Annotated in this window: 25 protein-coding genes; 20 read left to right on the top strand and 5 right to left on the bottom strand. The window is 45.7% G+C overall.

Features of this window, described 5'->3' with window-relative positions:
* The first annotated feature begins 3 nt into the window (after positions 1 to 3).
* Positions 4 to 1,185, top strand: coding sequence for a tRNA uracil 4-sulfurtransferase ThiI (thiI, locus tag DW694_RS03495; RefSeq protein ID WP_015527083.1), 1,182 nt, complete (start codon positions 4 to 6; stop codon positions 1,183 to 1,185).
* 165 nt (positions 1,186 to 1,350) lie between these two features.
* Here the strand turns inward: thiI and DW694_RS03490 are convergent, their stop codons facing one another.
* On the bottom strand, positions 1,351 to 1,587 hold the full coding sequence (locus DW694_RS03490; RefSeq protein WP_015527084.1) for an HPr family phosphocarrier protein: 237 nt from the start codon (positions 1,585 to 1,587) through the stop codon (positions 1,351 to 1,353).
* Positions 1,588 to 1,720: 133 nt separating this feature from the next.
* Between DW694_RS03490 and mtaB the strand changes: the two genes are divergently transcribed.
* The 9 genes from mtaB to DW694_RS03445 all read left to right on the top strand — a co-directional run bounded on the left by mtaB (position 1,721) and on the right by DW694_RS03445 (position 8,870).
* Entirely contained in the window at positions 1,721 to 3,049 is a 1,329-nt protein-coding gene (gene mtaB, locus DW694_RS03485; RefSeq protein ID WP_021652336.1) for a tRNA (N(6)-L-threonylcarbamoyladenosine(37)-C(2))-methylthiotransferase MtaB, read from the top strand.
* A gap of 185 nt (positions 3,050 to 3,234) precedes the next feature.
* Positions 3,235 to 3,507 carry an IreB family regulatory phosphoprotein gene (locus DW694_RS03480; protein ID WP_015527087.1) on the top strand — a complete coding sequence of 91 codons (273 nt, stop codon included), beginning with the start codon at positions 3,235 to 3,237 and terminating at the stop codon, positions 3,505 to 3,507.
* A gap of 1 nt (position 3,508) precedes the next feature.
* Entirely contained in the window at positions 3,509 to 3,961 is a 453-nt protein-coding gene (ruvX, locus tag DW694_RS03475; RefSeq protein ID WP_092071282.1) for a Holliday junction resolvase RuvX, read from the top strand.
* A gap of 92 nt (positions 3,962 to 4,053) precedes the next feature.
* Entirely contained in the window at positions 4,054 to 4,323 is a 270-nt protein-coding gene (locus DW694_RS03470; protein ID WP_059086846.1) for a DUF1292 domain-containing protein, read from the top strand.
* 281 nt (positions 4,324 to 4,604) lie between these two features.
* The gene (locus DW694_RS03465) at positions 4,605 to 6,239 is read left to right on the top strand and encodes a ribonuclease J (protein ID WP_118513134.1); all 1,635 of its coding nucleotides are present in this window, start codon (positions 4,605 to 4,607) and stop codon (positions 6,237 to 6,239) included.
* Between the two features lie 4 nt (positions 6,240 to 6,243).
* Complete coding sequence (locus DW694_RS03460) at positions 6,244 to 6,582, top strand: YlbF family regulator (protein WP_118752552.1); 339 nt, start codon at positions 6,244 to 6,246, stop codon at positions 6,580 to 6,582.
* An 11-nt stretch (positions 6,583 to 6,593) separates the two neighbouring features.
* On the top strand, positions 6,594 to 6,998 hold the full coding sequence (locus tag DW694_RS03455) for an endolytic transglycosylase MltG (RefSeq protein ID WP_118513091.1): 405 nt from the start codon (positions 6,594 to 6,596) through the stop codon (positions 6,996 to 6,998).
* Entirely contained in the window at positions 6,995 to 7,687 is a 693-nt protein-coding gene (locus DW694_RS03450; protein WP_118513092.1) for an O-methyltransferase, read from the top strand. The genes DW694_RS03455 and DW694_RS03450 overlap by 4 nt, the downstream gene beginning before the upstream one ends.
* Positions 7,647 to 8,870, top strand: a complete 1,224-nt coding sequence (locus tag DW694_RS03445; RefSeq protein WP_118752551.1) for a U32 family peptidase — start codon at positions 7,647 to 7,649, stop codon at positions 8,868 to 8,870. The genes DW694_RS03450 and DW694_RS03445 overlap by 41 nt, the downstream gene beginning before the upstream one ends.
* A 54-nt stretch (positions 8,871 to 8,924) precedes the next feature.
* Here DW694_RS03445 and sigK read toward each other — a convergent pair whose 3' ends face one another.
* A complete protein-coding gene (gene sigK / locus DW694_RS03440; RefSeq protein ID WP_059085391.1) occupies positions 8,925 to 9,554 on the bottom strand; it encodes an RNA polymerase sporulation sigma factor SigK in 630 nt (209 codons plus the stop codon).
* A 181-nt stretch (positions 9,555 to 9,735) separates the two neighbouring features.
* Here sigK and DW694_RS17125 point away from each other — a divergent pair, with 181 nt between their 5' ends.
* From DW694_RS17125 to DW694_RS03425, 3 genes are read left to right on the top strand one after another with little or no spacing between them, the layout of a single operon-like run.
* Positions 9,736 to 13,275, top strand: a complete 3,540-nt coding sequence (locus DW694_RS17125; RefSeq protein ID WP_286186799.1) for a DUF5717 family protein — start codon at positions 9,736 to 9,738, stop codon at positions 13,273 to 13,275.
* Positions 13,272 to 14,546: a DUF5716 family protein gene (locus DW694_RS03430; RefSeq protein ID WP_118752550.1), complete on the top strand. Its 1,275-nt coding sequence runs from the start codon at positions 13,272 to 13,274 to the stop codon at positions 14,544 to 14,546. The genes DW694_RS17125 and DW694_RS03430 overlap by 4 nt, the downstream gene beginning before the upstream one ends.
* Positions 14,543 to 15,322, top strand: coding sequence for a hypothetical protein (locus DW694_RS03425; protein ID WP_015527094.1), 780 nt, complete (start codon positions 14,543 to 14,545; stop codon positions 15,320 to 15,322). Before DW694_RS03430 ends, DW694_RS03425 begins: the two co-directional genes overlap by 4 nt.
* Here DW694_RS03425 and DW694_RS03420 read toward each other — a convergent pair.
* Positions 15,319 to 16,758 (bottom strand): helix-turn-helix domain-containing protein, encoded by a 1,440-nt coding sequence (locus DW694_RS03420; RefSeq protein WP_118752549.1) that lies wholly within the window; start codon positions 16,756 to 16,758, stop codon positions 15,319 to 15,321. The genes DW694_RS03425 and DW694_RS03420 overlap by 4 nt on opposite strands.
* 167 nt (positions 16,759 to 16,925) lie before the next feature.
* Between DW694_RS03420 and DW694_RS03415 the strand changes: the two genes are divergently transcribed.
* The 7 genes from DW694_RS03415 to DW694_RS03385 all read left to right on the top strand — a co-directional run bounded on the left by DW694_RS03415 (position 16,926) and on the right by DW694_RS03385 (position 24,132).
* Positions 16,926 to 17,648, top strand: coding sequence for a LytTR family DNA-binding domain-containing protein (locus DW694_RS03415; RefSeq protein ID WP_015527097.1), 723 nt, complete (start codon positions 16,926 to 16,928; stop codon positions 17,646 to 17,648).
* Between the two features lie 92 nt (positions 17,649 to 17,740).
* A complete protein-coding gene (locus tag DW694_RS03410) occupies positions 17,741 to 18,631 on the top strand; it encodes an amino acid ABC transporter substrate-binding protein (protein ID WP_015527098.1) in 891 nt (296 codons plus the stop codon).
* 229 nt (positions 18,632 to 18,860) lie between these two features.
* Positions 18,861 to 19,511 carry an amino acid ABC transporter permease gene (locus tag DW694_RS03405; RefSeq protein ID WP_022426149.1) on the top strand — a complete coding sequence of 217 codons (651 nt, stop codon included), beginning with the start codon at positions 18,861 to 18,863 and terminating at the stop codon, positions 19,509 to 19,511.
* Between the two features lie 21 nt (positions 19,512 to 19,532).
* Positions 19,533 to 20,225, top strand: coding sequence for an amino acid ABC transporter ATP-binding protein (locus DW694_RS03400; protein WP_110102490.1), 693 nt, complete (start codon positions 19,533 to 19,535; stop codon positions 20,223 to 20,225).
* Between the two features lie 122 nt (positions 20,226 to 20,347).
* On the top strand, positions 20,348 to 21,781 hold the full coding sequence (purB, locus tag DW694_RS03395) for an adenylosuccinate lyase (protein WP_044961987.1): 1,434 nt from the start codon (positions 20,348 to 20,350) through the stop codon (positions 21,779 to 21,781).
* Between the two features lie 120 nt (positions 21,782 to 21,901).
* Positions 21,902 to 23,176, top strand: a complete 1,275-nt coding sequence (locus tag DW694_RS03390; protein WP_022426147.1) for an adenylosuccinate synthase — start codon at positions 21,902 to 21,904, stop codon at positions 23,174 to 23,176.
* A gap of 134 nt (positions 23,177 to 23,310) precedes the next feature.
* Positions 23,311 to 24,132 carry an HAD-IA family hydrolase gene (locus tag DW694_RS03385; RefSeq protein WP_015527102.1) on the top strand — a complete coding sequence of 274 codons (822 nt, stop codon included), beginning with the start codon at positions 23,311 to 23,313 and terminating at the stop codon, positions 24,130 to 24,132.
* Between the two features lie 134 nt (positions 24,133 to 24,266).
* Here DW694_RS03385 and DW694_RS03380 read toward each other — a convergent pair whose 3' ends face one another.
* Together DW694_RS03380 and DW694_RS03375 are read right to left on the bottom strand one after the other, a co-directional pair.
* The gene (locus DW694_RS03380) at positions 24,267 to 24,974 is read right to left on the bottom strand and encodes an AraC family transcriptional regulator (protein WP_286186839.1); all 708 of its coding nucleotides are present in this window, start codon (positions 24,972 to 24,974) and stop codon (positions 24,267 to 24,269) included.
* On the bottom strand, positions 24,911 to 25,318 hold the full coding sequence (locus DW694_RS03375) for a hypothetical protein (protein ID WP_118752546.1): 408 nt from the start codon (positions 25,316 to 25,318) through the stop codon (positions 24,911 to 24,913). Before DW694_RS03375 ends, DW694_RS03380 begins: the two co-directional genes overlap by 64 nt.
* Between the last annotated feature and the right edge of the window lie 102 nt (positions 25,319 to 25,420).

Genomic DNA, 25,420 nt, shown 5'->3' with positions numbered 1-25,420 from the left:
TTTATGTTAGTACATGCATTTCTGATCAAATATGCGGAAATTGCCCTTAAGGGAAAAAACCGCTATCGTTTTGAAGATGCTCTCGTACATCAGATGGAGATCGCACTCTCCAAGATCGAGGGAGATTTTGAAGTAAAAAAAGAGCAGGGAAGAGTTTATGTATTCTGCCCGGAGAATTATGATTACGATGAGGCTGTAGATGCGCTGCAGCATGTATTCGGTATTGTAGGCATCTGCCCGGTTATGATCTATGAAGAACAGGGCTTTGAGAAGCTTGCCGAAGATGTTGTGGGTTATATGAAGCAGTGGCATCCGGACTTTAACGGAAGCTTCAAGGTCTGGACACGCCGCGCAAAGAAATCCTATCCGATCAGCTCCATGGAAGTCAGCGCTGAGCTTGGCGGACGTATCCTGGATGCGTTCCCGGAGGCAAGTGTAGATGTTCATCATCCGGAGCTGGATCTTTCTGTTGAGATCCGTGACAAGATTTACGTATATTCCCAGACCATTCCGGGCGCAGGCGGAATGCCCATCGGAACAAACGGAAAAGCCATGCTTCTTCTTTCCGGTGGGATCGACAGTCCGGTTGCCGGCTATATGATCGCAAAACGTGGTGTCAAGATCGATGCGGTATATTTCCATGCACCGCCCTACACCAGTGAGCGCGCAAAACAGAAGGTAGTGGATCTTGCCCGCCTGGTAGCCAAATACAGCGGACCGATCCGTCTCCATGTAGTTAACTTTACAGATATACAGCTTTATATTTATGATCAGTGTCCTCATGATGAGCTTACTATTATCATGAGAAGATATATGATGCGTATTGCCGAGCATTTCGCTAAAAAAGACCGTTGTCTCGGACTTATCACAGGTGAGAGCATCGGACAGGTTGCAAGCCAGACCTTACAGAGCCTTGCTTCTACAAATGAGGTCTGCACACTTCCGGTATATCGTCCGGTGATCGGCTTTGATAAAGAGGAGATCGTCCGTATTTCCAGAAAGATCGATACCTTTGAGACTTCTATTCAGCCGTTTGAGGATTGCTGTACCATCTTTGTAGCGAAACATCCTGTAACAAAGCCGAATCTTAAGGTGATCCGCCGTTCTGAGCAGAAGCTTTCTGAGAAAATCGATGAGCTTATGGAAACGGCTCTGAATACCACAGAGATCATTGAAATTCAGTAATCCGTTTTTAGATAAGAAAAAACAAACAGGGAACCTCGCTGCAGAGGTTCCCTGGAATTACCGATATATCAGGAAAAGGGAGTTCATTGAGAACAGAAGGATTCTGAAAGCATGAAAAAAGAGGAACTGTATCCGATACAGTTCCTCTCAAATATACAGTATAGATTAGTCGATTGTATATTTGGAAATAATCTGCATTACGTTATCCAGAGCAGCGCCATCTGCATGGATGTTGAGGTCGATCGGCTTGGAAAGATCCAGGCTGAAGATACCCATGATGGATTTTGCATCGATCACATATCTTCCGGATACTAAATCAAAATCGCAGTCGAATTTGCTGATCTCGTTTACGAATGCTTTCACCTTATCGATGGAATTCAGTGAGATTTTAGCTGTTTTCATTATAATAACCTCCCTTGATAAATTTTTGTTGTTTTACAGCTTTCATCTTACCTGTCAGTACCCAAAAAGTCAAGGTGAAAAGAGATAAAAATTGTTTTAATAATTAGTTAAAGTGTAAAAAAAGTGAGGAAAAATGGGAAATAAAGTTGCATTACACAACCTGGGCTGCAAAGTAAATGCCTATGAGATCGAGGCCATGCAGCAGCTTCTGGAGGAGGCGGGATATGAGATCGTGCCTTTTGAGCCGGGAGCGGATATTTATGTGATCAATACCTGCACAGTAACCAATATTGCAGACAGAAAATCAAGACAGATGCTCCACAAAGCAAAAAAAATGAATCCGGAAGCGATCGTGGTGGCAACGGGCTGTTATGTACAGACCGGTGGCGAGAAACTGGAAAAAGACGAAGCCATTGATCTTGTTCTGGGAAATAACCAGAAGATCAATATTGTGGAGGCACTGGCCGAATATGCGGAAAACAAACCGGGCCATGGTTCCCATGTGATCAAGATCAATCAGACAAAAGAGTATGAGGAACTTTCCATTGATCATACAGCAGAACATGTAAGGGCATATATCAAGGTTCAGGACGGATGCAATCAGTTCTGTACGTACTGTATCATTCCCTATGCAAGAGGCCGTGTCAGAAGCCGAAATATTGAAAGTGTGCTGAAGGAGGTCCGTGCACTTGCGGAAAAAGGGTATAAGGAAGTGGTCCTTACAGGAATCCATTTAAGCTCCTATGGAGTGGATTTCCCGGAGGAGAAAAAAGAGACGCTGCTTTCTCTGATCCGTGCTGTGCATGAGATCGAAGGAATCAGGCGTATCCGTCTGGGATCGCTGGAACCGGGAATCGTTACAAGAGAATTTGCGGAAGGGATCGCGGCGCTGCCGAAGGTATGCCCGCATTTCCATCTTTCTCTGCAGAGCGGCTGTGATGAGACCCTGGAGAGGATGAACCGCAGATACAGAAGCGGGGAATACAGAGAACGCTGTGAGCTTTTAAGAGAAGTGTATGGAAATCCGGCACTGACAACGGATGTGATCGTAGGCTTTCCGCAGGAATCGGAGGAAGAATTCCGGAAATCCTATGATTTTGTGGACAGCATCCGTTTTTACGAGACTCATATCTTCAAATATTCCAGAAGACAGGGAACAAAGGCGGCTGCTATGGACGGACAGCTGACAGAGGCGGAGAAATCCTTCCGCAGTGAGAAGATGATCGAGCTGCATCATCGTCATGCAGGGGATTATGAGAAATCCATGCTTGGTAAAAACCTGGAGGTACTGATCGAGGAAGAGTATACAAAGGATGGACGGACCTGGTATCTGGGACACAGCCGGGAGTATATAAAAACTGCTGTACCGAAATCGGAAGCTTATGGCGTAAATGATATCGTAATCGTAAAGGCAGAAGGTTTTCTTGAAGAGCATATCATGACCGGTGAAGCCGTGGAGTGAAGAACGGGATCGTATGTTGAAAGGTTGTTTGTTCACTGGTAATATTTTGCGAAGCGTGTTACTGAGAACGGAATGAACAGTAACGTTGACAGTTTGTATCCGCAATCCTCGTTAAATTTAAGATTGTAATTTATGTAAATTTATATTAAAATAAAAAAGAATATATTTTAAGGACGTGAGAGACAATGGCAGAGAATAATCTGGGAAATACACAGTATTTCAGAACAAAACCGGATCAGGAGCTTCAGGTAAAAGAAGTCCTGGATCTGGTGTACAATGCAATGGATGAGAAGGGCTACAATCCGGTGAATCAGATCGTAGGATATATTATGTCCGGAGACCCGACCTACATCACAAGCCACAAGGGTGCGAGAAGCATGATCATGAAGGTGGAACGTGATGAACTGGTAGAAGAGCTTCTTACCGAGTATATCAAGAATAAGTCCTGGGAACGGTAATATGAGAGTACTGGGACTGGACTATGGCTCGAAGACCGTTGGGGTTGCAGTGAGCGATCCCCTTGGTCTGACAGCCCAAGGTGTGGAAACCGTATGGCGCAAGCAGGAAAACAAGCTTCGTCGTACTCTGGCACGTATTGAAGAGATCATTTCGGAGTATCAGGTTACGGAGATCGTTCTGGGATACCCGAAAAACATGAACAATACAGTAGGAGAGCGGGCCGAGAAATCTCTGGAGTTTAAGGAAATGCTGGAGAAACGTACGGGTCTGCCAGTTGTTATGTGGGATGAGAGACTGACTACCATGGCGGCAGACCGTACTCTGGAGGAGACCGGTGTGCATAAGGAAGACCGCAAACAGTATCTGGATCAGGTAGCGGCAGTTTTTATCCTGCAGGGATATCTGGATGCTGCCGCACACAGAAGAGAGCAGCAGGAAGGCGTGGAAGAATGATCGGAAACGCAGATAGATATTTTGAGCGGATCAGGTAGCAAATGCGGATTGCGAATATCCGCTTGACAAGAACGGATAAGGAAGAATTAAATATGGAAAAAATAATATTTCAGTCAGACGACGGCACAGCTGCTGAGTTTTACGTAGAGGAGCAGACCAATATTGCGGGTGTGACTTATCTTTTGGTGTCCGATTCACAGGATGAGGAAGCAGACGCATATATTCTGAAGGATATTTCAGCTCCGGGAAGTACAGAAGCCTGTTATGAGATGGTCGAGGATGATGACGAACTTCAGGCTGTATATGCAGTTTTTCAGCAGATGCTGGATGACGTGAATTTTGAATGGAGGAGCGATTTTTGAAAAGCGAGAACAACGATGACAACAAAAATGCGGAGAGCAGAGTACAAGCTTCTGCAGGCGGTGCCAGAAGAACCGCAGCAAGACAAAAGAATGCCGGATCAAGAACAAGACAGTATCGTGGTGGCAGCAAAAACCGTCAGGATAAGCCTTTCCGGCCAACAGCAAAGAAAACAGCAGCCGGTGGCGCTGTAAAAAACAGCAGAAACACACAGAAACCGGCAAAGACCGGCGGCAGGCCATCCGGTCGGAAAACCGGCCGCAGAACAACATCCAAGCTTAAGATCATACCACTTGGCGGTCTGGAGCAGATCGGAATGAACATTACCGCTTTTGAGTATGGCGACAGTATTGTAGTTGTAGACTGTGGCCTTTCTTTCCCTGAGGACGATATGTTGGGAATCGATCTGGTCATTCCGGATGTAACATACCTTAAGGAAAATATTTCCAAGGTGAAGGGATTTGTGATCACTCACGGACATGAGGATCATATCGGAGCCCTTCCGTATGTGTTGAAAGAGATCAATGTTCCGATCTATGCTACCAAGCTGACACTGGGACTGATCCGCAACAAACTGAAAGAGCATAACCTTGTGCGTTCTACCAAATTGAAAGAGGTAAAACACGGGCAGGTGATCAATCTTGGGGATTTCGCTGTGGAATTTATCAAAACGAATCACAGTATCCAGGATGCATCCGCACTTGCTATTTATTCACCGGTGGGAATCGTGATACACACAGGAGACTTTAAAGTTGATTATACACCGGTATTTGGAGATGCCATCGATCTGCAGCGTTTTGCAGAGATCGGCAAGAAGGGTGTGCTTGCACTGATGTGTGAGAGTACCAATGCAGAGAGACCGGGATTTACAATGTCCGAGCGTACAGTGGGACATGTATTTGATAATCTTTTTAATGAGTACCGGACATCCAGGATCATCATTGCAACCTTTGCATCCAACGTGGATCGTGTGCAGCAGATCATTAACACTGCATACCGGTTCGGAAGAAAGGTTGCTGTGGAAGGCCGCAGTATGGTCAATGTTATTTCCGTAGCGTCAGAGCTTGGCTATCTGCAGATCCCGGAGAACACACTGATCGAGATCGATCAGGTGAAGAATTATCCGGACGATAAGGTGGTTCTGATCACAACCGGAAGCCAGGGTGAGTCCATGGCGGCACTTTCCCGTATGGCAGCCAATATCCATAAGAAGATCACGATCAAGCCTAACGATACCATCATTTTCAGCTCCAATCCGATCCCCGGAAATGAAAAGGCAGTTTCCAAGGTCATCAACGAACTGTCTATGAAGGGAGCCAAGGTTATTTTCCAGGATGTCCATGTTTCCGGACATGCCTGCCAGGAGGAGATCAAGCTGATCTACTCCCTCGTAAAACCGAAATATGCCATTCCGATCCATGGTGAGTACCGTCATCTGACTGCACAGAAACACATTGTGGAAGATCTGGGAATCCCGAAGGAGAATATTTTTATCCTTTCTTCCGGAAATGTTCTGGAGTTGGACGGACAGGATGCCAAGGTGACAGGAAGCGTTCATACAGGCGCGATCTTCGTAGACGGACTTGGCGTTGGCGATGTGGGAAATATCGTACTCCGTGACCGTCAGCATCTGTCTGAAGATGGAATCATGATCGTAGTTATGACACTGGAGCGCCACAGTAATGTAGTTCTCGCAGGTCCGGATATCGTTTCCAGAGGTTTTGTGTATGTAAGAGAATCTGAGGATCTTATGGAGCATGCCAGACAGGTTGTGGAAACTGCACTGGATTCCTGCCTGGAGAACAATATCACGGACTGGGGCAAGATCAAAACCGAGGTCAAGGATGCCCTTGGAGAGTATCTGTGGAAACGGACCAAGAGAAATCCTATGATCCTGCCTATCATTATGGAGGCGTAGGTTCATGGATGAGATCAGCATGGAGATCGAGAAGCTTCTCGATGCTGTGCACAGAAGCGATGAATATCAGGAATATCAGAAACAGGCAGCCCAGCTTGAAGCGGATCCTGAGCTGAAAGCCAGAGTGATGAGATTCCGTGGAGATAATTTCAGACTGCAGAACCATTCAGACAAGGATGAGCTGTTCCATATTGCGGAACAGCTCAATCAGGAGTCTGCAAGTCTGAGACAGAACCTGAAAGTAAATGCCTATCTCGACGCTGAGCTTGCGCTGTGCAAACTGATGCAGCGGATATGCAGGACGCTGGTGGACGGGATCGACATACAGATTCCTGACTTATAGGAGGAAAGACTATGGCAGACACAAGAGACAAGGTTGGCAGGGCCGGCGTTTTTCTGGCTGGAGGGGTATTTAAAACCGCTGTATATATCTTTATTATCGTATTTCTGATCTGGGTTGGAAAATCAGCATATCAGTTTGGCTACGATGTGTTTAACCAGCAGGCTATGAGCCCGGGAGAGGGACAGCAGGTCACGGTAGTCATAAAAGAAGGTGCCTCTGCATATAAAGTAGGCAAGACACTGGAGCAGAAGGGCCTTGTCAAGGATGCGCTTGCATTTACCATACAGGAAAGAATGTCCGCATATCACGGACAGATCAAAGCCGGTACATACCTTCTCAGTACAGCCTATACACCGACCAGGATCATGGCAGTGCTGTCAGGAGAAGAGAGCAAGGAAGGATCGAACAGCCAGTGATCGTAGAAGAACGCATGCAGACCTATATCAATTCACTGGATATGGGGAATACTCCATTTCTGCAGGAGTTGGAGACAAAGGCACTTGCAGACCGGGTGCCGATCATCCGGAGAGATATGCAGAGCTTTATGAGGATGCTTCTGGCACTGAAACAACCGAAGCGCATTTTGGAGGTGGGGACTGCCGTAGGCTTCTCCACACTTCTTATGTGTGAGTATGGGCCGGAAGATATGGAAATTGTTACCATAGAGAATTATGAAAAAAGAATTCCTGTCGCAAAGGATAATTTCAGGCGCGCAGGAAGAGAGTCACAGATCACGCTTCTGGAGGGAGATGCCGGAGAGATCCTGAAGAATCTTACCGGAACCTTTGATATGATCTTCATGGATGCAGCCAAGGGCCAGTATATCCACTGGCTTCCTGACGTGCTGAGACTGATGAAAGAGGGAAGCGTACTGGTATCTGACAACGTGCTGCAGGAAGGGGATATTATTGAATCTCATTATCTTGTGGAACGGCGTAACCGTACAATCTATAAAAGAATGAGAGAATATCTCTGGCAGCTGACTCACAGTCCGGTGCTTCGTACATCGGTGCTTCCTCTTGGAGACGGAGCGGCTGTAAGTGTAAAAACAGGAGAACAGGCTTATGAAACGACCAGAACTATTGGTTCCGGCGAGCAGCCTTGAGGTTTTAAAGGTTGCCGTCATATATGGTGCAGATGCTGTTTACATCGGCGGAGAAGCTTTTGGACTTCGCGCAAAGGCTAAGAATTTTTCAAAAGAAGATATGTGTGAGGGAATCGCATTTGCCCATTCCCATGGCGTAAAGGTTTATGTGACAGTAAACATCCTGGCGCATAACCGTGATCTTGAGGGCGTAAGAGAATATCTTCAGGAACTGAAGGAGATCGGACCGGACGCACTGATCATCGCAGATCCGGGAATCTTTATGTATGCAAAGGAAATCTGCCCGGAGATCGAGCGTCACATCAGTACACAGGCAAATAATACCAATTATGAGACTTACCGTTTCTGGTATAACCTTGGTGCCAAACGTGTGGTAAGTGCAAGAGAGCTTTCTCTGGAAGAGATCCGGGAGATCCGGGCACATATTCCGGAGGATATGGAGATTGAAACGTTTATCCACGGCGCCATGTGCATTTCCTATTCCGGAAGATGTCTTCTCAGTAACTTTATGGCAGGAAGAGATGCCAATCAGGGAGCCTGTACCCATCCCTGCAGATGGAAATATTCTGTTGTGGAGGAGAAGCGTCCGGGAGAATACATGCCGGTATTTGAAAATGAGAGAGGAACTTTTATTTTTAATTCCAAGGATCTCTGTATGGTAGAACATATGGAAGATATCCTTACAAGCGGTATTGACAGCCTGAAGATCGAAGGACGTATGAAAACAGCTCTTTATGTGGCAACAGTGGCAAGAACCTACCGCAAAGCCATTGACGACTGTATGGAAAGTCCGGAAAAATATCATGCAAATATGCCGTGGTATCAGGAGCAGATCTCAAACTGTACCTACCGTCAGTTTACCACCGGATTTTTTTACGGAAAGCCGGATGAGAATACCCAGATCTATGACAGCAACACATATGTAAGAGAATACACATATCTTGGATTTGCAGAAGAGATCGATGAGAGAGGTCTGGCAAGACTGACACAGAGAAACAAGTTTTCTGTAGGAGAGACCATCGAGATCATGAAACCGGACGGAAGGAATATTCCGGTCACAGTGGAAGCCATTTATAATGAAGAGGGCGAAGCTATGGAGAGTGCACCATATGCTCAGCAGAGGATCTATGTGAAACTGACTGAGATGCCGGAGGTATTTGATATTCTCCGAAGAGGTGAATGATCCGAAAGGGTGGATAAGAGAGTAAAGGGGAGAACGAAAAGAACGTTCTCCCCTTTACTGATTTTCAGGAAAAAGAGTACGGAGTTTTCGAAGAGCGTTCTTTTCGATACGGGATACATAGGAGCGGCTGATGGAGAGATTTTCAGCAATCTCTCGCTGGGTCAGTGGCTCCTGACCATTCAAACCGTAGCGGCAGCAGATCACCTGGTATTCCTTTGGGGAGAGTACTGTCCGGATATAACGGAGAAGATAGGAAATGCTGTCCCTTTTGAAACAATCATCCACAACATCAACGGGTGGACTTTCAATGATATCGAGAAGGCTGATCTCGTTGCCTTCCCGGTCTGTGCCGATGGGTTCATAGAGAGAAACTTCTCTGGAACGTTTCCTGCGGGCACGGAACATCATGAGAAGCTCATTGTCAATGCACCGTGCAGCATAAGTGGAAAGCTTGGAAGTCCGGCTGGGATCAAAGGTGGAAATGGCTTTGATCAGACCTATGGTGCCTATGGAGATCAGATCATCCTGATCCTCGTCACATCCCTGATATTTTTTTGCAACATGTGCTACGAGGCGGAGATTGTGTTCGATAAGGATATTTTTTGCTTCCGGATCGCCCCTTTGGAGCTGTAGAAGATAGAACTGCTCTTCCGCAAAAGAAAGCGGTTTCAGAAAGGTTTTCAAGGGTTCACCTCAAAGGGGATTTCCTTATAGCTTATGAGCCGGACGTGCTTTTCGTGCTTTTCCAACAGAAACTTTATAAAAAGGACAGAGGCGAACACCTGTTGCGCCACATTCTGATCTGGTGTATAATCATAAAATACGAGTGACAACAATCAGTGTATATTGATGAGGAGTATATATTTTGAAAAAGAGGATAGAACAGCTTCTTAACGGAAAATTTATTTATGAACAGCCTGAGCTTCTGTTTTCACAGGACCGTATTTTCGCTACGCTGAAGGCAGGAGAGACTACAAAGGATGAGATTTATTTCGGTACCGATGACAACCGCAGGATCAGTGGCTTTGTGACTTCATCTGACCGGAGACTGGTGCCCGGATTTGACCGCTTTTCCGGAACCACAGTGCGCATGCCTTATGGGGTAGATGCAGAGGGAATGAGGCCGGGAGAGAGCTTTGAAGGCTGGCTGTGTTTTACTACCAGTATCGGAGAATATAAGCTGCCGTTCACTGTACAGGTACAGACGGAAGAGGTGAAGAGTGCAGGCAGAAAGGTATCTTCTCTGGAAGAATTTCTGCACATTGCAAAGGAAGATTTCCATGAGGCTTACCGGATCTTTACAGAACGACATTTTTTCCTGATTCTGAGTGATCAGAGTGAGAAGATCCGTTCTCTTTATGCAGGAATGTCACAGCAGCCGGTGACCTATCAGCATCTGGAGGAATTTCTGATCGCAGCCGGTGCCAAGGAAAAGGTGACATTGAGTCTGAACAGAGAAGAGGCGAGTTTTTATGATGTCAGTGAATCTGTTCAGGAATCCCTTTATATCCACAGGAGCGGATGGGGACACCTGCGGGCAGATATTGAGGTAAACGGGGATTTTCTGGAGGCAGGCAAGCATGTGGTCACAGAAGAGGATTTTATCGGAAGTACCTGTGAAATAAACTATGTGATCCGCCAGGAAAAACTGGGAAAAGGAAATCAGTACGGCGAGATCATTGTAAAAACCCCATACCAGAAACTGGTATATCACGTTCTTGCATCCAGAGGAACTGAGAGTGCCGTGAACCTGGATCTTCTGGAAAAACAGTACCGGATATCTCTGATGAAGGAATACCTGGGATATCTCTGTAAAAGAACAGATTTTCAGGCCTGGACAGCCTCTACTCATGAGAAGCTTGACCGTATGGGCGAAAACGGACTGAAATATCCGGAATATCAGCTTCTGGAAGCCTATCTTCTTCATCTGGAAGGAGAAGATGACCAGGCTTCAGAAATCCTTGAGCGTTATCAGAATAAATCCTTTCATCACAATGAACTGGAACTGGCAGGGATTTATCTGTATCTGTGTACACAGACCGGGCTGTACCGGGATAAGGAACAGGCCCTCCGCAAGGTACAGAATTTCCAGATGCAGAAGGAAGACAGCTTTATCCTTCTGAAACTGGTATTTGAAATGGATCATACGCTTTCTCCGTCAAAAAAGATCTTTCTGATGGAGGAACTTTTTGAGCGGGGATGTACAAGTCCTTTTCTGTATCTGGAAGCATGGAACCGTATTTGTGCAGATATGTCTCTGCTGCATCGAATCAATGGGTTCTGGGCCCAGGTATTCCTTTTTGCAGGAAAAGAACAGATGCTGACGGAAGAGCTGGTCATGCGCCTGGCATATCTTTCCGGTTATGAGAAAGCTTTTAACGAAAGTCTGTACCGTGCTATGGCCATGGGATGTGAAGCCTTTCCGTCGGATGATACTGTGGAAGCTATCTGTAAATATATTATGAAGGGAAATCCAAGAAAACCGGAATTTTTTCAGTGGTTTTCCGCTGCCGTGGACCGCGGGATCCGGATCACACGGCTGTATGAATATTATGTGGAAACACTGGATACTTCTTATCGGAGAGTCCTGCCGAAACCGCTTTTGATGTATTTTACCTATAACAACAATACTCTCGGTGATTCCAAGCGTGCCTATCTGTATGCATGCATCATTGCAGGGAAGGAACGTGATCCACAGACATACGAAAGTTATCGTGAAAGCATGGAGGAATTTGCTTTCCGTAAGTTACGGGAAGGCCGGATGAATGAAAATTATGCTGCTGTTTATCAGGAATTCATGCGGGAACCATCGGACAGCGAAAAAGCGCAGGTGATCGCCTCCAGAATGTTTACCTGCCGACTGTATACGGATGATCCGAAGGTTCGCAGTGTGATCGTCCGTCACAGACAGATGAAACAGGAAGAAATCTATCCGTGTATCCATGGGATCGCTTACCCAAGGATCTGCAGTGAAGATGCGGCCGTTGTATTTCAGGATGAAAAACAGAGACGTTATGCTGCTACGGTAGATTATAATCTGACACCACTTTTTGATGATCGTGAGATGGTTCCGGCAGTGCTGGAAAAAGGGGCGGATGAACCGGCTGTGCTTTTGTATTACTGTCAGGGTCAGGAGATCAGTCGTAAGAATCTGGGAATTTTTCAGAAACTGGTCCTTTCACCGGCGTTTACTGATGAATATAAGAGGCTGATCCGCAAAAAGATCCTGGATTATTATCGGGATCACGTGCAGGGAGAAGATCTGGATGCCTGTCTGGAGATGATGGATTATCGGGAATATGCCATGGTCGACCGGAAAACCCTTCTGGAGATCCTGATCCAGCGGGGACTGTTTCCGCAGGCTATGAGCGTGGTGGAAGCATTTGGATTTGAAGGAGTAGAGGAGCGTGCGCTTCTGAAGCTGGTAAGCCGTATGATCATCCGCTGTGACTGTGCGGAAGACGAAGAGCTGATCGCACTTTCCTCTCATGTATACCGACAGGGAATCTATGATGAAGTGATCCTCATGTATCTGATGAAATTCCGGTTTGGACCTGTGGAGGAACTTCTGGATATCTGGAAAAGTGCCTGTGGGTTTGATATGGATACCTATAATCTGGAGGAGAGGATCCTTTCTCTTCTGATGTTTAATTGGGATTATCGGCCAGAGGGTGCGGATATCCTGAAAGCATATATCCGCCATTCCGGAAAAGAGAGTGTGATCGGTGCGTATCTGACTCTGATGTCTTACGGAATGTTTGTAAAAGAAATGCCGGAGATGCCTGGACTTAAGGAGTATCTGAAAAATCGCAGAGAAAAGGAGTGGCCCGGAGACCGGATCTGTGACCTGACCCTTCTGAAACTGCTTTCCGAAGAAAAAACTGCTGATGAAGAAAATCTGGAAATGGAGGAAAAAATCCTCTCTTCCTGTGTAAAGGAAGGAATGCTATTTGAGTTTTTCCGGAATCTGGATCAGAGTATCCTGCGACCGTATCAGCTGGATGATAAGACTTTTGTAGAGTATCATACTTCACCGGAGACTTTGGTCACACTGTATTATTCCCTGGATACAGGACTTGGAACTGTACCGGACTATAAAAGTGAACCGCTCAAAAATGTCTATGAGGGAATTTTTGCCAGAGCATTTACATTGTTTTATGGAGAGACCCTGCGATATTATTTCCAGACAGAAGATGAAACCGGTGTACACAAAACGGAAGAAAAAATACTGACCATGAGCCAGAGTAATGACCAGGCATCCAGCAAATATCAGCTGATCAATCAGATACTCTGTGCAAGGAAACTGGAGAAAGACACGGAAGTGAAGGAGAAGCTGGCACAGTATCTCCGGCAGGAACAGTACGTTAATGAAATGTTTGTCATAGAGAAGGAACCGGAAAGATGAATGAAATTCGTGACTTGATCATAGGAATTGATATTGGAAAAGAATACACACAGATCTGTTATTATGACAGAAAAGCAGAAGAAGCCCGTTCTCTTTCCATGAAGGTAGGAGCCAGTCAGTACGAAGCTCCGGGCTGTATCTGCTATCGTACCGATCACGGTGATTACTGCGTAGGCCTGGAAGCAGAGTATTTTGCCAGGGAAAAGGGCGGGATCATGATCGGAAATATTTATGATATCTGTCAGAAGGAAGAAAAGATCCAGGTGGCAGGAGAGGAAAAAGAGCCGGCAGAGCTTCTGGCACATTTTCTAAGGGGAATCCTGAAATTTCTGGGAATCCAGGATATCGTAAAGAATACCCGGTGCCTTTGTATCACATCGCCGGAGCTTAGTACACTTCAGGTACGGAATTATCAGAAGGCCTGCAGCCTTGCAGGTTTTTCACGTGAGAAATATATGCTTATGGACTATGGCGAGAGCTTTTATTATTATGCACTGGGACAGAAGCGGGAAACCTGGAATCGAAGTGTAGGCTGGTATGCCTTTGCAGGCGATACGGTAACCTTCCGGAAGCTGACCATCAACGGCTCTTCCAGACCGGTGCTTGTAAAATTGGAGGATCCGGTCAGTACAAAGCTTGAACCGGAAGAAGAGATCCGTGATGTGGAATTTTACCGTTTTATCAGTAAGACTCTCGGCAAAGAGCTCTTCTCCAGTGTGCAGATCACGGGAGAAGGATTTGACCAGCAGTGGGCACAGCAGTCTGTAAAGCTCCTGTGTCATCAGGGCCGGAAGGTTTTTTACGGAAACAATCTTTTTGCAAAGGGAGCCTGCATAGCCGGTAAGGACAGGCTGGAGGATAAAAAACTCAAAGGTTACCGCTATTTAAGTGATTCGCTGGTGACTGCGGACGTAGGAATGGATATGCGGGTGATGGGCTCTCCGGCTTACTATCCGCTGATCGAAAGCGGCAGCAACTGGTATGAATGCAGTGCATCCTGCGAGCTGATCCTGGATGATACCAGTGAACTGGTATTTGTAGTAAGTATTCCGGAAGAAACCGAGAAGAAACGTGTGGCCATGGCACTTGAGGGTCTGCCAAAGCGGCCTAATCGGACTTCAAGGCTTTCCCTCACGCTGAAATACGTATCGCCGAGAGACTGTGAGATCACAGTAGAGGATCTGGGCTTTGGCGAAATGTATCCTTCCAGTGGGAAGATCTGGAGGGAACTGGTACGATGGGATGAGCAGGAAGAAAGGAAGCAGGCATGAGCGGATATATTTTATGTCAGGTAAAAAAGGCAGAGAAGCCGTTTTATATCGAAAATATCAGTACCAATATCTATTCTATAGAAGAACTCTGCTATTATCTTTATAACAATCTTTATCTTGTGGACAGCTCATTGATCAGCAGTAAGCTCTGTACCTGGCTGGAGGAAGAACTGGAGCTTCCGAAGCTTGCGGCCAAGCTGAAACCTTATATTGGAAGAGAGGCCGGACTTGAAGAAGTACTGTATCCGATATTTAAAGAGATCAATTATCTGGCTTATGAAGAGCTTAAGACCTTAAACGGGCGCATTGAAGCCAGAAAACGTGAACCTGAAGAAATACGGGAGAAACGCAAAGGTGATGCGCTGATGGAGAATCGGATGTATGTGAATGCACTCCGTGTTTATCAGAAGCTTCTGGAGCATGGCGGGAAAGAAATCACCGGAGAGATGCGTGAAAGGATCCTGCATAATCAGGGATGCGCATACAGTTACCTGTTCCAGATGGATAAAGCGCTGGATTGCTTTTGGAAAGCATGGAAGGAGAATCATTCAGAGAAAGCGCTGAAGGTTTATCTTCTGGCCTACCGCAGTGTTCACAGTGAAGAAGAATACAGGAAACGACAGGAAGATCTGAAGACAGATGAAATGGTAAGGCAGGAAACAGACCAGGCTCTGAAAAGCTTTGCCGGTCTCCCGGAGCAGCATATCGCATCCGGAGAAACCGACAGGATCCTGGAGGATCTCACAAGAGAATATCACAGAAGTACCGGCTCTTAAAGCTGTTCAAGAAGTCCCAGCAGGATCTGCCGGGCTTCTTTTTTTGTATATACGGATTCTTCCTCAGACAGGGAACAGAGGTAATCATTCAGGGCCTGTCCGATACTGGTCTCTTTCAGATAGATACAGAGAAAAGTATCTTTTTCGGAAAGAAAGCAGAGAAAAACGGAATAGTCAGACAGAACTTCCAGATGGATCCCGGTTTCAGGAAGTATGGAAGGCTTCAGGATCCTGCATTTTTCATGTCCCATATCTGTGTCAAGAAGATGCTTGAGGGCTTTTTTTCGTTCTTCTTTCGGAAGAGGGGTCTGATGGTAGGAATAAGGTCCGTCAAGGAGTCCGGTACGGGCAAATTTTCGGATCCCGCTCAGTGTAAAATAATTGCAGGAAAAGGCAGCTTCTGTAAAAGAAAAGGAAGTCTGGTTCAGAACCGCTGCCAGCTGGGTATAGACCGGATCGGAAAGATCGATATCCCTGTTATCAAACAATGACTGAATAAAGCCCGGACCATAGGACATCAGTGCAAGGCAGGGATGAGATTCCAGTGCAAAATTTGTTGAGATCTTTGTCTGCATGATAGAACCAAAGATATTAAGGATCCTGTCCGGAGAATCCGACTGCAGGAAGAATTGGCTGGAATTCTCAAGAGCCCGTTGGAATTCCTGTTGATATGCGTGGATCGCTTCCGGATTTTCAGTAAAAATACAGGTCATCATATCCGAGGATAACAGCAGCAGTTTTTTTTCAGTGAGTAAGAAAAAAGGAAACAGTTCATAGCTGGAAAACTCTCGGCCTGTCTGAGTATAGTAATAATATGGCTGGTAGCCCACAAAACCTGACAGGATCGGAAGGAGTGTGCAGAGAAAGGTTTCCAGATTCATGTTGTAATCCGGTGAGGCGGACGGGTTCTGGTGAAGCGGCAGGATCTGGATCACCGGTGGCAGTTTCTCATATTTGGGATAAAGATGGGAAAAGATCTGTACAAGAAGCCGGCAGTTGGCCGGAAGGTTGGTACGGATCGTTTCAGAAGAACCGGAAGACAGGATGTCCTCAAAAAGGCTCAGGACCTTCTTTTCCACATCAAGAGAAAAAGTTCCACGGTAAAAGGGAAAGGATGGAAGCCTGAGAAAACCCTCCCGGGAAATGACCTGCTGGGAGCTGATAACACCCAGAAGCTCTTGTATATATTTGCGGTTGTAATATATTTCTTTTCCGATTTTTTCTATTTTATATAATTCCATCAGTTCCCTGCGCTGGGAAGGATTGATCCGGAGGGAATCGCAGAACTGGCGCACAAAATCAATACCGGGAAGACGTTTCCCTGTGATCATACGTTGTAGCGAGGTACGGTCAAGTCCCGAAGAAGCAGATAACTGATAAACGTTTTCTCCTGTATCCTTTAGGTATTCCCGGCATTTGTTGCTGAAATCAGACATAGTAGTACTCCTTTTGGTGCTTATATGACATTATTATACGAAAACAGATCATGAATTGCAATAATTTGTAAAAAAACAAGGCACAATTAGAAGCACATATTGCGTAGGTCTTTCTTTGAAAATAAAATGTTAATATCAGAAAGAGCATGAGGGAGGAAAACACGGCAATGGCAGTGATGACGATCGCGATATGTGATGAAATACGAAAGGATGCACAGAAGCTGTACAGGCAGCTTTCCACACTGGTCCCTGATGCAGAGCTCCTTCTGTATCGGACCAGAGAGAGTCTTCTGAAAGGACTGGCAGAGGGACACAAGATCTGCGATCTGATATTTCTGGGGCTGGATGGTGATCAGGGCAGGAGTCTGGAAACTGTACGGACAATGCGCCTGAAAGGACATTATATCCCGGTTGTGCTGGTGGCAGAGAATGAAAAATTCTATAAAGAAGCATTTGAAGTGTTTGCCTATAACTATCTGGTCAAACCGGTTGAAAGTGGAGAACTGGAACATGTTCTGGTACATATCCTGGAGGTGTGCAGGCGTGAAGGCGGAAGAGCGTTGTATTTTCGCTACAGGACACGGGTTTATACACTGCAGCACGATCATCTGGCATATATATCCAGTAGTCTTCACAGTGTGACATTTCATCTTACCGATGGAAAAAAGATCAGCTGCAGGGCCAGGCTGGGGGATTTTTCGGGACAGCTGTCAGACAGCAGCTTTCTGAGATGTCATCAGAGCTTTTGTATCAACATGGAGAAGGTAACTTCACTTAAGAAGAACAGTTTTGTGGTCGGACAGACGGAAATCCCAATTTCCAGAACATATCTGAAAACGGCCAGAAAGAAATACAAAGATTATCTGGCAGAGCAGAAGGTTTGCTCTTGACAGCTCCTTTTGGGTATGTTACTATAACCATACGCTTTCGCGTGGTAGAGTGACCATGTGATAAAGAGATAACCGAAAAAAGGAGAATGACCATGAAGAAAAGAACAGTTGCAGTAGTAATGGCGGCAGCGATGACAATAGGAATGATGGTAACAGGAGTGAGTGTACAGGCAGGTGTTGAGGATAAGACCCTGATCGTAGGATTTGATGCTGAATATCCTCCGTTCGGATATAAGGATGATAACGGAGAATATGTAGGATTTGACCTTGACCTTGCCCAGGAAGTATGTGATAATCTTGGCTGGGAACTTGTTAAGAAGCCTATCAACTGGGATTCCAAGGATATGGAGCTGAACTCCGGAACGATCGACTGTATATGGAATGGATTTACTATCAACGGACGTGAGGATGACTATACATGGAGTGATCCATACATCAACAATGAGCAGGTGATCGTAGTTGCCAAGGATTCTGAAATTGAGAAGCTTGCGGATCTTAAGGGCAAGAACGTAGTTGTACAGGCTGCATCCGCTGCACTGGACGCATTGAACAACGATGACAATAAGGAACTGAAGGACAGCTTTGCATCTCTTACAGAGAATCCGGACTACAACACTGCATTTATGAATATTGATTCCGGAGCTGCAGACGCTGTTGCTGTTGATATCGGTGTTGCTAACTATCAGCTTTCCCAGAGAGGCAAGGATAAATATGTGATCCTTGACGAGCCAATCCAGAACGAGCAGTATGGCATCGGATTCAAGAAGGGAAATGATGAACTGAAGGATCTCGTATGGGATGAGGTCAAGAAGCTTGACGAGTCCGGTGAGGTTGACAAGCTTGCAGATAAGTATGAACTGGATAAGAGCATGCTCTGCATCAGCGAGGACAAGGATAAGACAGAGAATTCTGATTCAGCAGAAGCTGACACAGAAGAAAGTGCAGACAGCACAGAGAAAGAAACCGATTCTGAATCCAAATGATCCGGTACAGATCCGGCACAGTAAAAGCTGTGAAGATATTTTTTTAAGCTATCCAACAGCAGTAGAAATAAGAAACATAGCAGAAGCTTTTGAAGCTTCCGCATAAAAAGGAAATGAGGGTGCTTCGGCGCAGAAAGAGCTGCCGTACACGCTCATTTCCTGTTGTTTACAGGAATTACAGGTATCAGTCCGATAAATGGGACTGATACTCCGAACCAGGAGGAAAAAAATGAGTTTTAGTGTAATGCTCCAGCAGCTGGCAGGAGGAATGCTGGTCTCTATTGAGATCTTTTTTGTAACCTTGCTGTTTTCTCTGCCGCTGGGACTTCTGATCTGTTTTGGCAGAATGTCCAGAAACAAAGTGATCCGTACCATTGTATCCGGGTACATATCCATCATGAGAGGAACGCCGCTGATGCTGCAGCTGATGGTTGTATATTTCGGCCCTTATTTTATCTTCGGGATCCGTATTTCCATGGGATATAGTCTGATCGCTGTATTTATCGCATTTGCCATCAACTATGCAGCTTACTTTGCAGAAATCTACCGCGGCGGCATTGAATCCATGCCGGTGGGACAGTATGAAGCTGCAAAGATCCTTGGATACAATAAGGTGCAGACATTTTTCCGCATCATCCTTCCACAGGTGATCAAGAGGATTTTGCCGTCTATTACAAATGAGGTCATTACGCTGGTCAAGGATACTTCCCTTGCGTTCGTTGTGGCAGTTGCGGAGATGTTTACCATTGCCAAGCAGATCGCAAGTGCACAGACAACAATGATGCCATTTGTGATCGCTGCGATATTTTATTATGTGTTCAACCTGATCGTGGCTGTTGTGATGCAGAAGGTTGAGAAAAGTATGAATTACTACCGCTAACAGGAATGGAGAGTATAAAATATGAAATTATTTGAAATGAAACATATCAAAAAAAGCTTTGACGGACTGGAAGTTCTCAAAGATATCTCTCTTGACGTGGAAGAGGGAGAAGTTTTAAGTATCATCGGTCCTTCCGGTTCCGGCAAGTCAACCATCCTGCGTTGTGCCACAGGACTTGAGACGCCGGACAGCGGCGAGATCATCAAAAACGGTGATGTGGGACTGGTGTTCCAGCAGTTCAATCTGTTTCCGCATTTTTCCGTACTGAAAAATATAGTGGATGCACCTTTGAAGGTGCAGAAGAGAAAGAAAGATGAGGTTTACGTCCAGGCAAGAAGCCTTCTTAAGAAAATGGGCCTTGCAGACAAGGAGAAGGCATATCCTTTTCAGCTTTCCGGAGGACAGCAGCAGCGAGTTTCCATTGCCCGTGCGCTCTGTATGAATCCGAAGATCCTGTTTTTTGATGAACCTACATCTGCACTTGATCCGGAACTGACCGGTGAGATCCTGAAGGTTATCAAGGATCTTGCTCAGGAGCATATCACCATGGTGATCGTTACTCATGAAATGAATTTTGCAAGAGATATTTCCGACCGTATCATCTTTATGGATAAGGGTGTGATCGCAGTGGAGGGAACGCCGCAGGAGGTATTTTCTTCCGAAAATGGCAGAATGAAGGAATTTTTGGGAAAATTCCATCAGGGTATGGAGTAACAAACGGTTGCTTTTAAAGAGGCAATGTTATATAATTTCAAGAGGCGTGAATTAACCAGATTCGGGCAGATAACGGATCATTCGCCATTCCGGCCCGGATGTATGTAATCAGGAGGATAATAATGAATACAGACAGATATGTAAGCCCGCTGTCAGAGCGGTACGCAAGCAAAGAGATGCAGTACATTTTTTCCCCGGACATGAAATTCCGCACATGGAGAAAGCTGTGGATCGCACTTGCTGAGACGGAACGTGAGCTTGGCCTTAACATCACCCAGGAGCAGATTGACGAGATGAAAGCTCATGCGGATGATATCAACTATGATGTGGCTAAGGAGCGTGAGCGTCAGGTTCGCCATGATGTAATGTCTCACGTGTATGCGTTTGGTGTACAGTGCCCGAAGGCAAAAGGTATCATCCATCTGGGAGCGACCTCCTGTTATGTAGGAGATAATACGGATATCATCGTTATGACAGAGGCACTGAAACTTGTCCGCAAGAAACTTGTGAACGTGATCGCTGAGCTTTCCAAGTTTGCTGCACAGTATAAGGATCAGCCGACTCTGGCGTTTACTCATTTCCAGCCGGCACAGCCGACAACCGTAGGTAAGAGAGCAACTCTCTGGACTCAGGAATTCCTGATGGATCTTGAGGACCTTGAGTATGTATTAAGCACTATGAAGCTTCTTGGCTCCAAGGGAACAACCGGTACACAGGCTAGCTTCCTGGAACTTTTTGACGGGGATCAGGAGACCATCGACAAGATCGATCCGATGATCGCAGAGAAGATGGGATTCAGATCCTGCTATCCGGTTTCCGGACAGACCTATTCCAGAAAGGTTGATACCCGTGTGCTGAATATCCTTGCGGGAATCGCTGCAAGTGCACATAAGATGTCCAACGATATCCGTCTTCTTCAGCATCTGAAGGAAGTAGAGGAGCCATTTGAGAAATCCCAGATCGGATCTTCCGCTATGGCATATAAGAGAAATCCGATGAGAAGTGAGAGAATTGCTTCCCTGTCCAGATATGTGATGATCGATGCACTGAACCCGGCGATCACATCTGCAACACAGTGGTTTGAGAGAACTCTGGACGACTCTGCAAACAAGCGTCTCAGCGTTCCGGAAGGATTCCTTGCGATCGACGGAATCTTGGATCTCTGCCTCAATGTTGTAGACGGACTGGTTGTTTATCCGAAGGTTATCGAGAAGAGACTGATGTCTGAGCTTCCATTTATGGCAACTGAGAATATCATGATGGATGCAGTTAAGGCAGGCGGAGACCGTCAGGAACTTCATGAGCGTATCCGTGAGCTTTCCATGGAAGCAGGAAAGAACGTGAAGGTAGAGGGTAAAGATAACAATCTTCTTGAGCTGATCGCAGCAGATCCGGCATTTAACCTGACTCTTGAGGATCTTCAGAAATCCATGGATCCGTCCAGATATACAGGACGTGCCAAAGAGCAGACAGAGGCATTTATCGCCAATGTGGTACAGCCGGTTCTGGATGCACATAAGGATCTGCTTGGCGTTAAGGTTGAGATCAACGTATAATTCCAAGATGTTATAAACATTAAGAAATGAACACAGACAGGAATGACGTGTCTCTGTGTATTACAGGCAGAGAACATGCCGTTCCGAATAATAGAGAAAGACACAAGGAGGAACTGTGTTATGGTAACTGCAGTAGTAGGAGCAAACTGGGGAGATGAAGGTAAAGGCAAGATCACAGATATGCTTGCTGAGAAAGCCGATATCATCGTAAGATTTCAGGGTGGAGCCAATGCGGGCCACACCATCGTAAATGATTACGGTAAATTCGCACTTCATACACTTCCGTCAGGTGTGTTTTACGGACATACGACCAGTGTCATCGGAAACGGTGTTGCACTGAACATTCCGGTATTCTTCAAGGAGTACAACGAAGTAGTAGGCCGTGGAGTACCGGCACCGAAGATCCTGATCTCCAACAGAGCACAGATGGTAATGTCTTACCACATTCTGTTCGATCAGTATGAAGAGGAGCGTCTTGGAGGCAAGGCTTTCGGTTCCACAAAATCCGGAATCGCTCCGTTCTATTCTGACAAATATGCAAAGATCGGCTTCCAGGTAAGTGAGCTTTTTGATGAGGAAGCACTGAAAGAGAAGGTTGTACGTATCTGCGAGACCAAGAACGTAACACTTGAGCATCTCTATCATAAGCCTCTTCTGAAACCGGAAGACATCATGAATGAGCTGATGGAATACAAGAAGATGGTTGAGCCATACGTATGCGACGTATCTCTCTATCTCTGGAATGCACTGAAAGAGGGAAAACAGGTTCTTCTTGAGGGACAGCTCGGAACTCTGAAAGACCCGGATCACGGAATCTATCCGATGGTTACATCCTCTTCCACACTGGCTGCTTATGGTGCTATCGGTGCAGGCCTGCCTCCATATGAGATCAAGAAGGTCGTAACCGTATGCAAAGCTTACTCCAGTGCAGTTGGAGCAGGTGCATTCGTTTCTGAAATCTTCGGCGAGGAAGCAGATGAGCTGAGAAAACGTGGCGGTGACGGTGGTGAGTTCGGTGCTACTACAGGCCGTCCGAGACGTATGGGATGGTTCGACTGTGTTGCATCCAAATACGGATGCCGTCTCCAGGGAGCTACAGACGTTGCTTTTACAGTACTGGATGTTCTGGGATATCTGGATGAGATCCCGGTTTGCACAGGCTATGAGATCGACGGAGAGGTGACAACAGAATTCCCGACAACTGTGCAGCTTGAGAAAGCAAAACCGGTTATTGAGAAGCTTCCGGGATGGAAATGCGATATCCGTGGAATCAAAAAATATGAGGATCTTCCGGAGAACTGCAGAAAATATGTAGAGTTCGTAGAAAAACATATTGGATTCCCGATCACAATGATCTCTAACGGACCAGGAAGAAACGACATCATTTATAGATAATTATTTTTACAGTATCAGGATTATGACAACAGGAAGCGCCGGGGAAGAATTTCTCCGGCGCCCTTTTGGTTCAAAGAGATATTCAGTTAAAATAACAGATAGAATAGCGGATGTATCATGTGAAAGGAAGTTCAATGAAAAATTTTAAAAGAATCGCAGCACTTGCAGGTGTTGTCATATTACTTCTTATATTCTGCCTTCCAATGGCATTTGCCTGGGGAAGCAGTGAAAACGCCCAGGCTTTGTTCCGGGGGGCTTTTGCGGCAGCAGTTCTGGTACCGATCGTAGCGTATGTTTTCTGGATGGCGTACCGGATCTGGGGAAATAAGAAGCCGAGAGAGGATGAAAACCGTATGATCGAGAATATTATTTTTGATGTGGGAAATGTGCTGATGGGCTATGACTGGGAAGAGTATCTTCGGAGCTATGACTTCCCGGAAGAAAAGTATCAGAAAATCGCAGATGCAGTATTTCGAAACCCAATCTGGGAGGAACAGGACCGTGGACAGCATGAGGAGTCCTGGTATGTAGATAAATTTGTGGAAAGTGCACCGGAATATGAAGCAGATATTCGTGAGGTGGTACGACGTGATCCGGAGTGTATGCATCTGTATGATTATGCGGAAACCTGGGTGAAATATCTCAAAAATCAGGGATATCATCTCTATGTCCTTTCCAACTACGGAACTTATATGCTGGATCGTACAAAGCAGGATATGTCTTTTCTGAAATATATGGATGGAGTGGTATTTTCCTGTGATGTGCAGCAGATCAAGCCTGAGGTGGATATTTACAAAACACTTCTGAAGCGTTACAGCCTGAAACCGGAGAAATCGGTATTTCTGGATGATCGTGCCGTGAACTGTGAGGGAGCCGGAAAAGCCGGTATCCATACCATCCAGTTTGAGAATCTGAAGCAGGCGGCGAAGGCGCTTGAGAAGCTTGGTGTGAAATGACCTTCAGTGTGAAAAGAGAAACACAGAGGGCCTGCACCATCGCGAAGCCCTCTGCATTCTAAAGGGGAGGATATGATAAGTATCTCCCGGAACGGCATCTGTTATACAGAAAATATATAAGATCTTGTAATCTTTTATTCCCTGTTCTTCTTCCGGTATTCACCGGGAGTCATTCCATATGTTTTTTTAAAAGTACGCATGAAATGCTCCGGACTTTCATACCCTACAAGTTCACAGATCGCAAGATTGCTGAGAGAGGTTTCACGCAGAGCATGACATGCCTGGTTCAGCTTGATATCCCGGATGATCTGTAAAAATGTCCGTCCGGTACTTTCCTTGATCAGGGTACTGAAGTGGGAAGTACTATAGCCAAAATGCTTCGCAGCTTCACGTAAGGTAACGCTCTGGTAGTGACGGTTCAGGTAGTTGAGGATTTCCGTTACAGAATTTCCGGTGCTGTCCTTTGTAAGGATGGATTCAATATCATTTTCGTGAAAACGCAGCAGCATGGCCCAGAACATGACTAGCATGGAGTTGAGAAAGGTGCAGCTGTATTTGGCGTGGCCTAGATATTCGATATAGAGATTTTCCAGCATGTCATGGATCTGTGCATCATTTCCACTGTGAAAGATCAGATAATTTCCCACGGTCTTGCGGTACAGCACATGGGCAAAAAACTGCGTCAGGGCACTGTCAGCAGTCAGTGACTGGAAGAATGTGGAATGAAAGGTGGAGCTACGTACCAGAATATTAAAAGCAACACTGTCATCAAAGATCCCTACACTGTGAGTGGTATGCGGTGGGATGATACAGATATCTCCGGTATGCAAAGTGTGTTCGATCCCCTGTATCGCAGTGTGGGCAGTTCCGTCATACAGACAGAGAATCTCAAAAATTCATGTTCATGGGGAAAAACAGGGGTATAGCGGTAATGCTTGGAAAGTACGATATTGCCATTTATATCATGAAAAAGATCGGTTTCTTTCATATAGGGATACCAGGCTTCAGTCTGAAGCTCCGGTACATAAAGCCGGTGTTCATAAATCTTTTTACGGTCCAGTGTCAGGCAATATTCATGAAAAGTCTCCGGATGTTCCTTCTCCTGCAGATAAAGTGTCTTATAAAAAGTCTCATCGTTGTTGTAGGAATAAATATATTTCTGAAATTCTTCTCTGGTAAGCTTCATAACTGTCCTCTTTCCATGTGGTTATTTCATAACAGTTGAGTAAAGTATATCATAATCACCAAAAAAAACGTCAGTGTTTTATAAGAAAAATCACAATTGGAA

This window comes from Ruminococcus sp. AM26-12LB (genome assembly GCF_003480785.1).
Taxonomy (GTDB): domain Bacteria; phylum Bacillota; class Clostridia; order Lachnospirales; family Lachnospiraceae; genus Blautia_A; species Blautia_A fusiformis.
Note: the sequence above shows the minus strand (reverse complement) of the source record. Positions and strands in the feature narration are given on the sequence as shown.

Excerpts from the sequence above, each read along its gene's own strand:
- thiI (WP_015527083.1), top strand. The coding sequence starts at position 4 with ATGTTAGTACATGCATTTCTGATCAAATATGCGGAAATTGCCCTTAAG.
- DW694_RS03490 (WP_015527084.1), bottom strand. The coding sequence starts at position 1,587 with ATGAAAACAGCTAAAATCTCACTGAATTCCATCGATAAGGTGAAAGCA.
- mtaB (WP_021652336.1), top strand. The coding sequence starts at position 1,721 with ATGGGAAATAAAGTTGCATTACACAACCTGGGCTGCAAAGTAAATGCC.
- DW694_RS03480 (WP_015527087.1), top strand. The coding sequence starts at position 3,235 with ATGGCAGAGAATAATCTGGGAAATACACAGTATTTCAGAACAAAACCG.
- ruvX (WP_092071282.1), top strand. The coding sequence starts at position 3,509 with ATGAGAGTACTGGGACTGGACTATGGCTCGAAGACCGTTGGGGTTGCA.
- DW694_RS03470 (WP_059086846.1), top strand. The coding sequence starts at position 4,054 with ATGGAAAAAATAATATTTCAGTCAGACGACGGCACAGCTGCTGAGTTT.
- DW694_RS03460 (WP_118752552.1), top strand. The coding sequence starts at position 6,244 with ATGGATGAGATCAGCATGGAGATCGAGAAGCTTCTCGATGCTGTGCAC.
- DW694_RS03455 (WP_118513091.1), top strand. The coding sequence starts at position 6,594 with ATGGCAGACACAAGAGACAAGGTTGGCAGGGCCGGCGTTTTTCTGGCT.
- DW694_RS03445 (WP_118752551.1), top strand. The coding sequence starts at position 7,647 with ATGAAACGACCAGAACTATTGGTTCCGGCGAGCAGCCTTGAGGTTTTA.
- DW694_RS03430 (WP_118752550.1), top strand. The coding sequence starts at position 13,272 with ATGAATGAAATTCGTGACTTGATCATAGGAATTGATATTGGAAAAGAA.
- DW694_RS03425 (WP_015527094.1), top strand. The coding sequence starts at position 14,543 with ATGAGCGGATATATTTTATGTCAGGTAAAAAAGGCAGAGAAGCCGTTT.
- DW694_RS03420 (WP_118752549.1), bottom strand. The coding sequence starts at position 16,758 with ATGTCTGATTTCAGCAACAAATGCCGGGAATACCTAAAGGATACAGGA.
- DW694_RS03415 (WP_015527097.1), top strand. The coding sequence starts at position 16,926 with ATGGCAGTGATGACGATCGCGATATGTGATGAAATACGAAAGGATGCA.
- DW694_RS03410 (WP_015527098.1), top strand. The coding sequence starts at position 17,741 with ATGAAGAAAAGAACAGTTGCAGTAGTAATGGCGGCAGCGATGACAATA.
- DW694_RS03405 (WP_022426149.1), top strand. The coding sequence starts at position 18,861 with ATGAGTTTTAGTGTAATGCTCCAGCAGCTGGCAGGAGGAATGCTGGTC.
- DW694_RS03400 (WP_110102490.1), top strand. The coding sequence starts at position 19,533 with ATGAAATTATTTGAAATGAAACATATCAAAAAAAGCTTTGACGGACTG.
- purB (WP_044961987.1), top strand. The coding sequence starts at position 20,348 with ATGAATACAGACAGATATGTAAGCCCGCTGTCAGAGCGGTACGCAAGC.
- DW694_RS03390 (WP_022426147.1), top strand. The coding sequence starts at position 21,902 with ATGGTAACTGCAGTAGTAGGAGCAAACTGGGGAGATGAAGGTAAAGGC.
- DW694_RS03385 (WP_015527102.1), top strand. The coding sequence starts at position 23,311 with ATGAAAAATTTTAAAAGAATCGCAGCACTTGCAGGTGTTGTCATATTA.
- DW694_RS03375 (WP_118752546.1), bottom strand. The coding sequence starts at position 25,318 with ATGAAGCTTACCAGAGAAGAATTTCAGAAATATATTTATTCCTACAAC.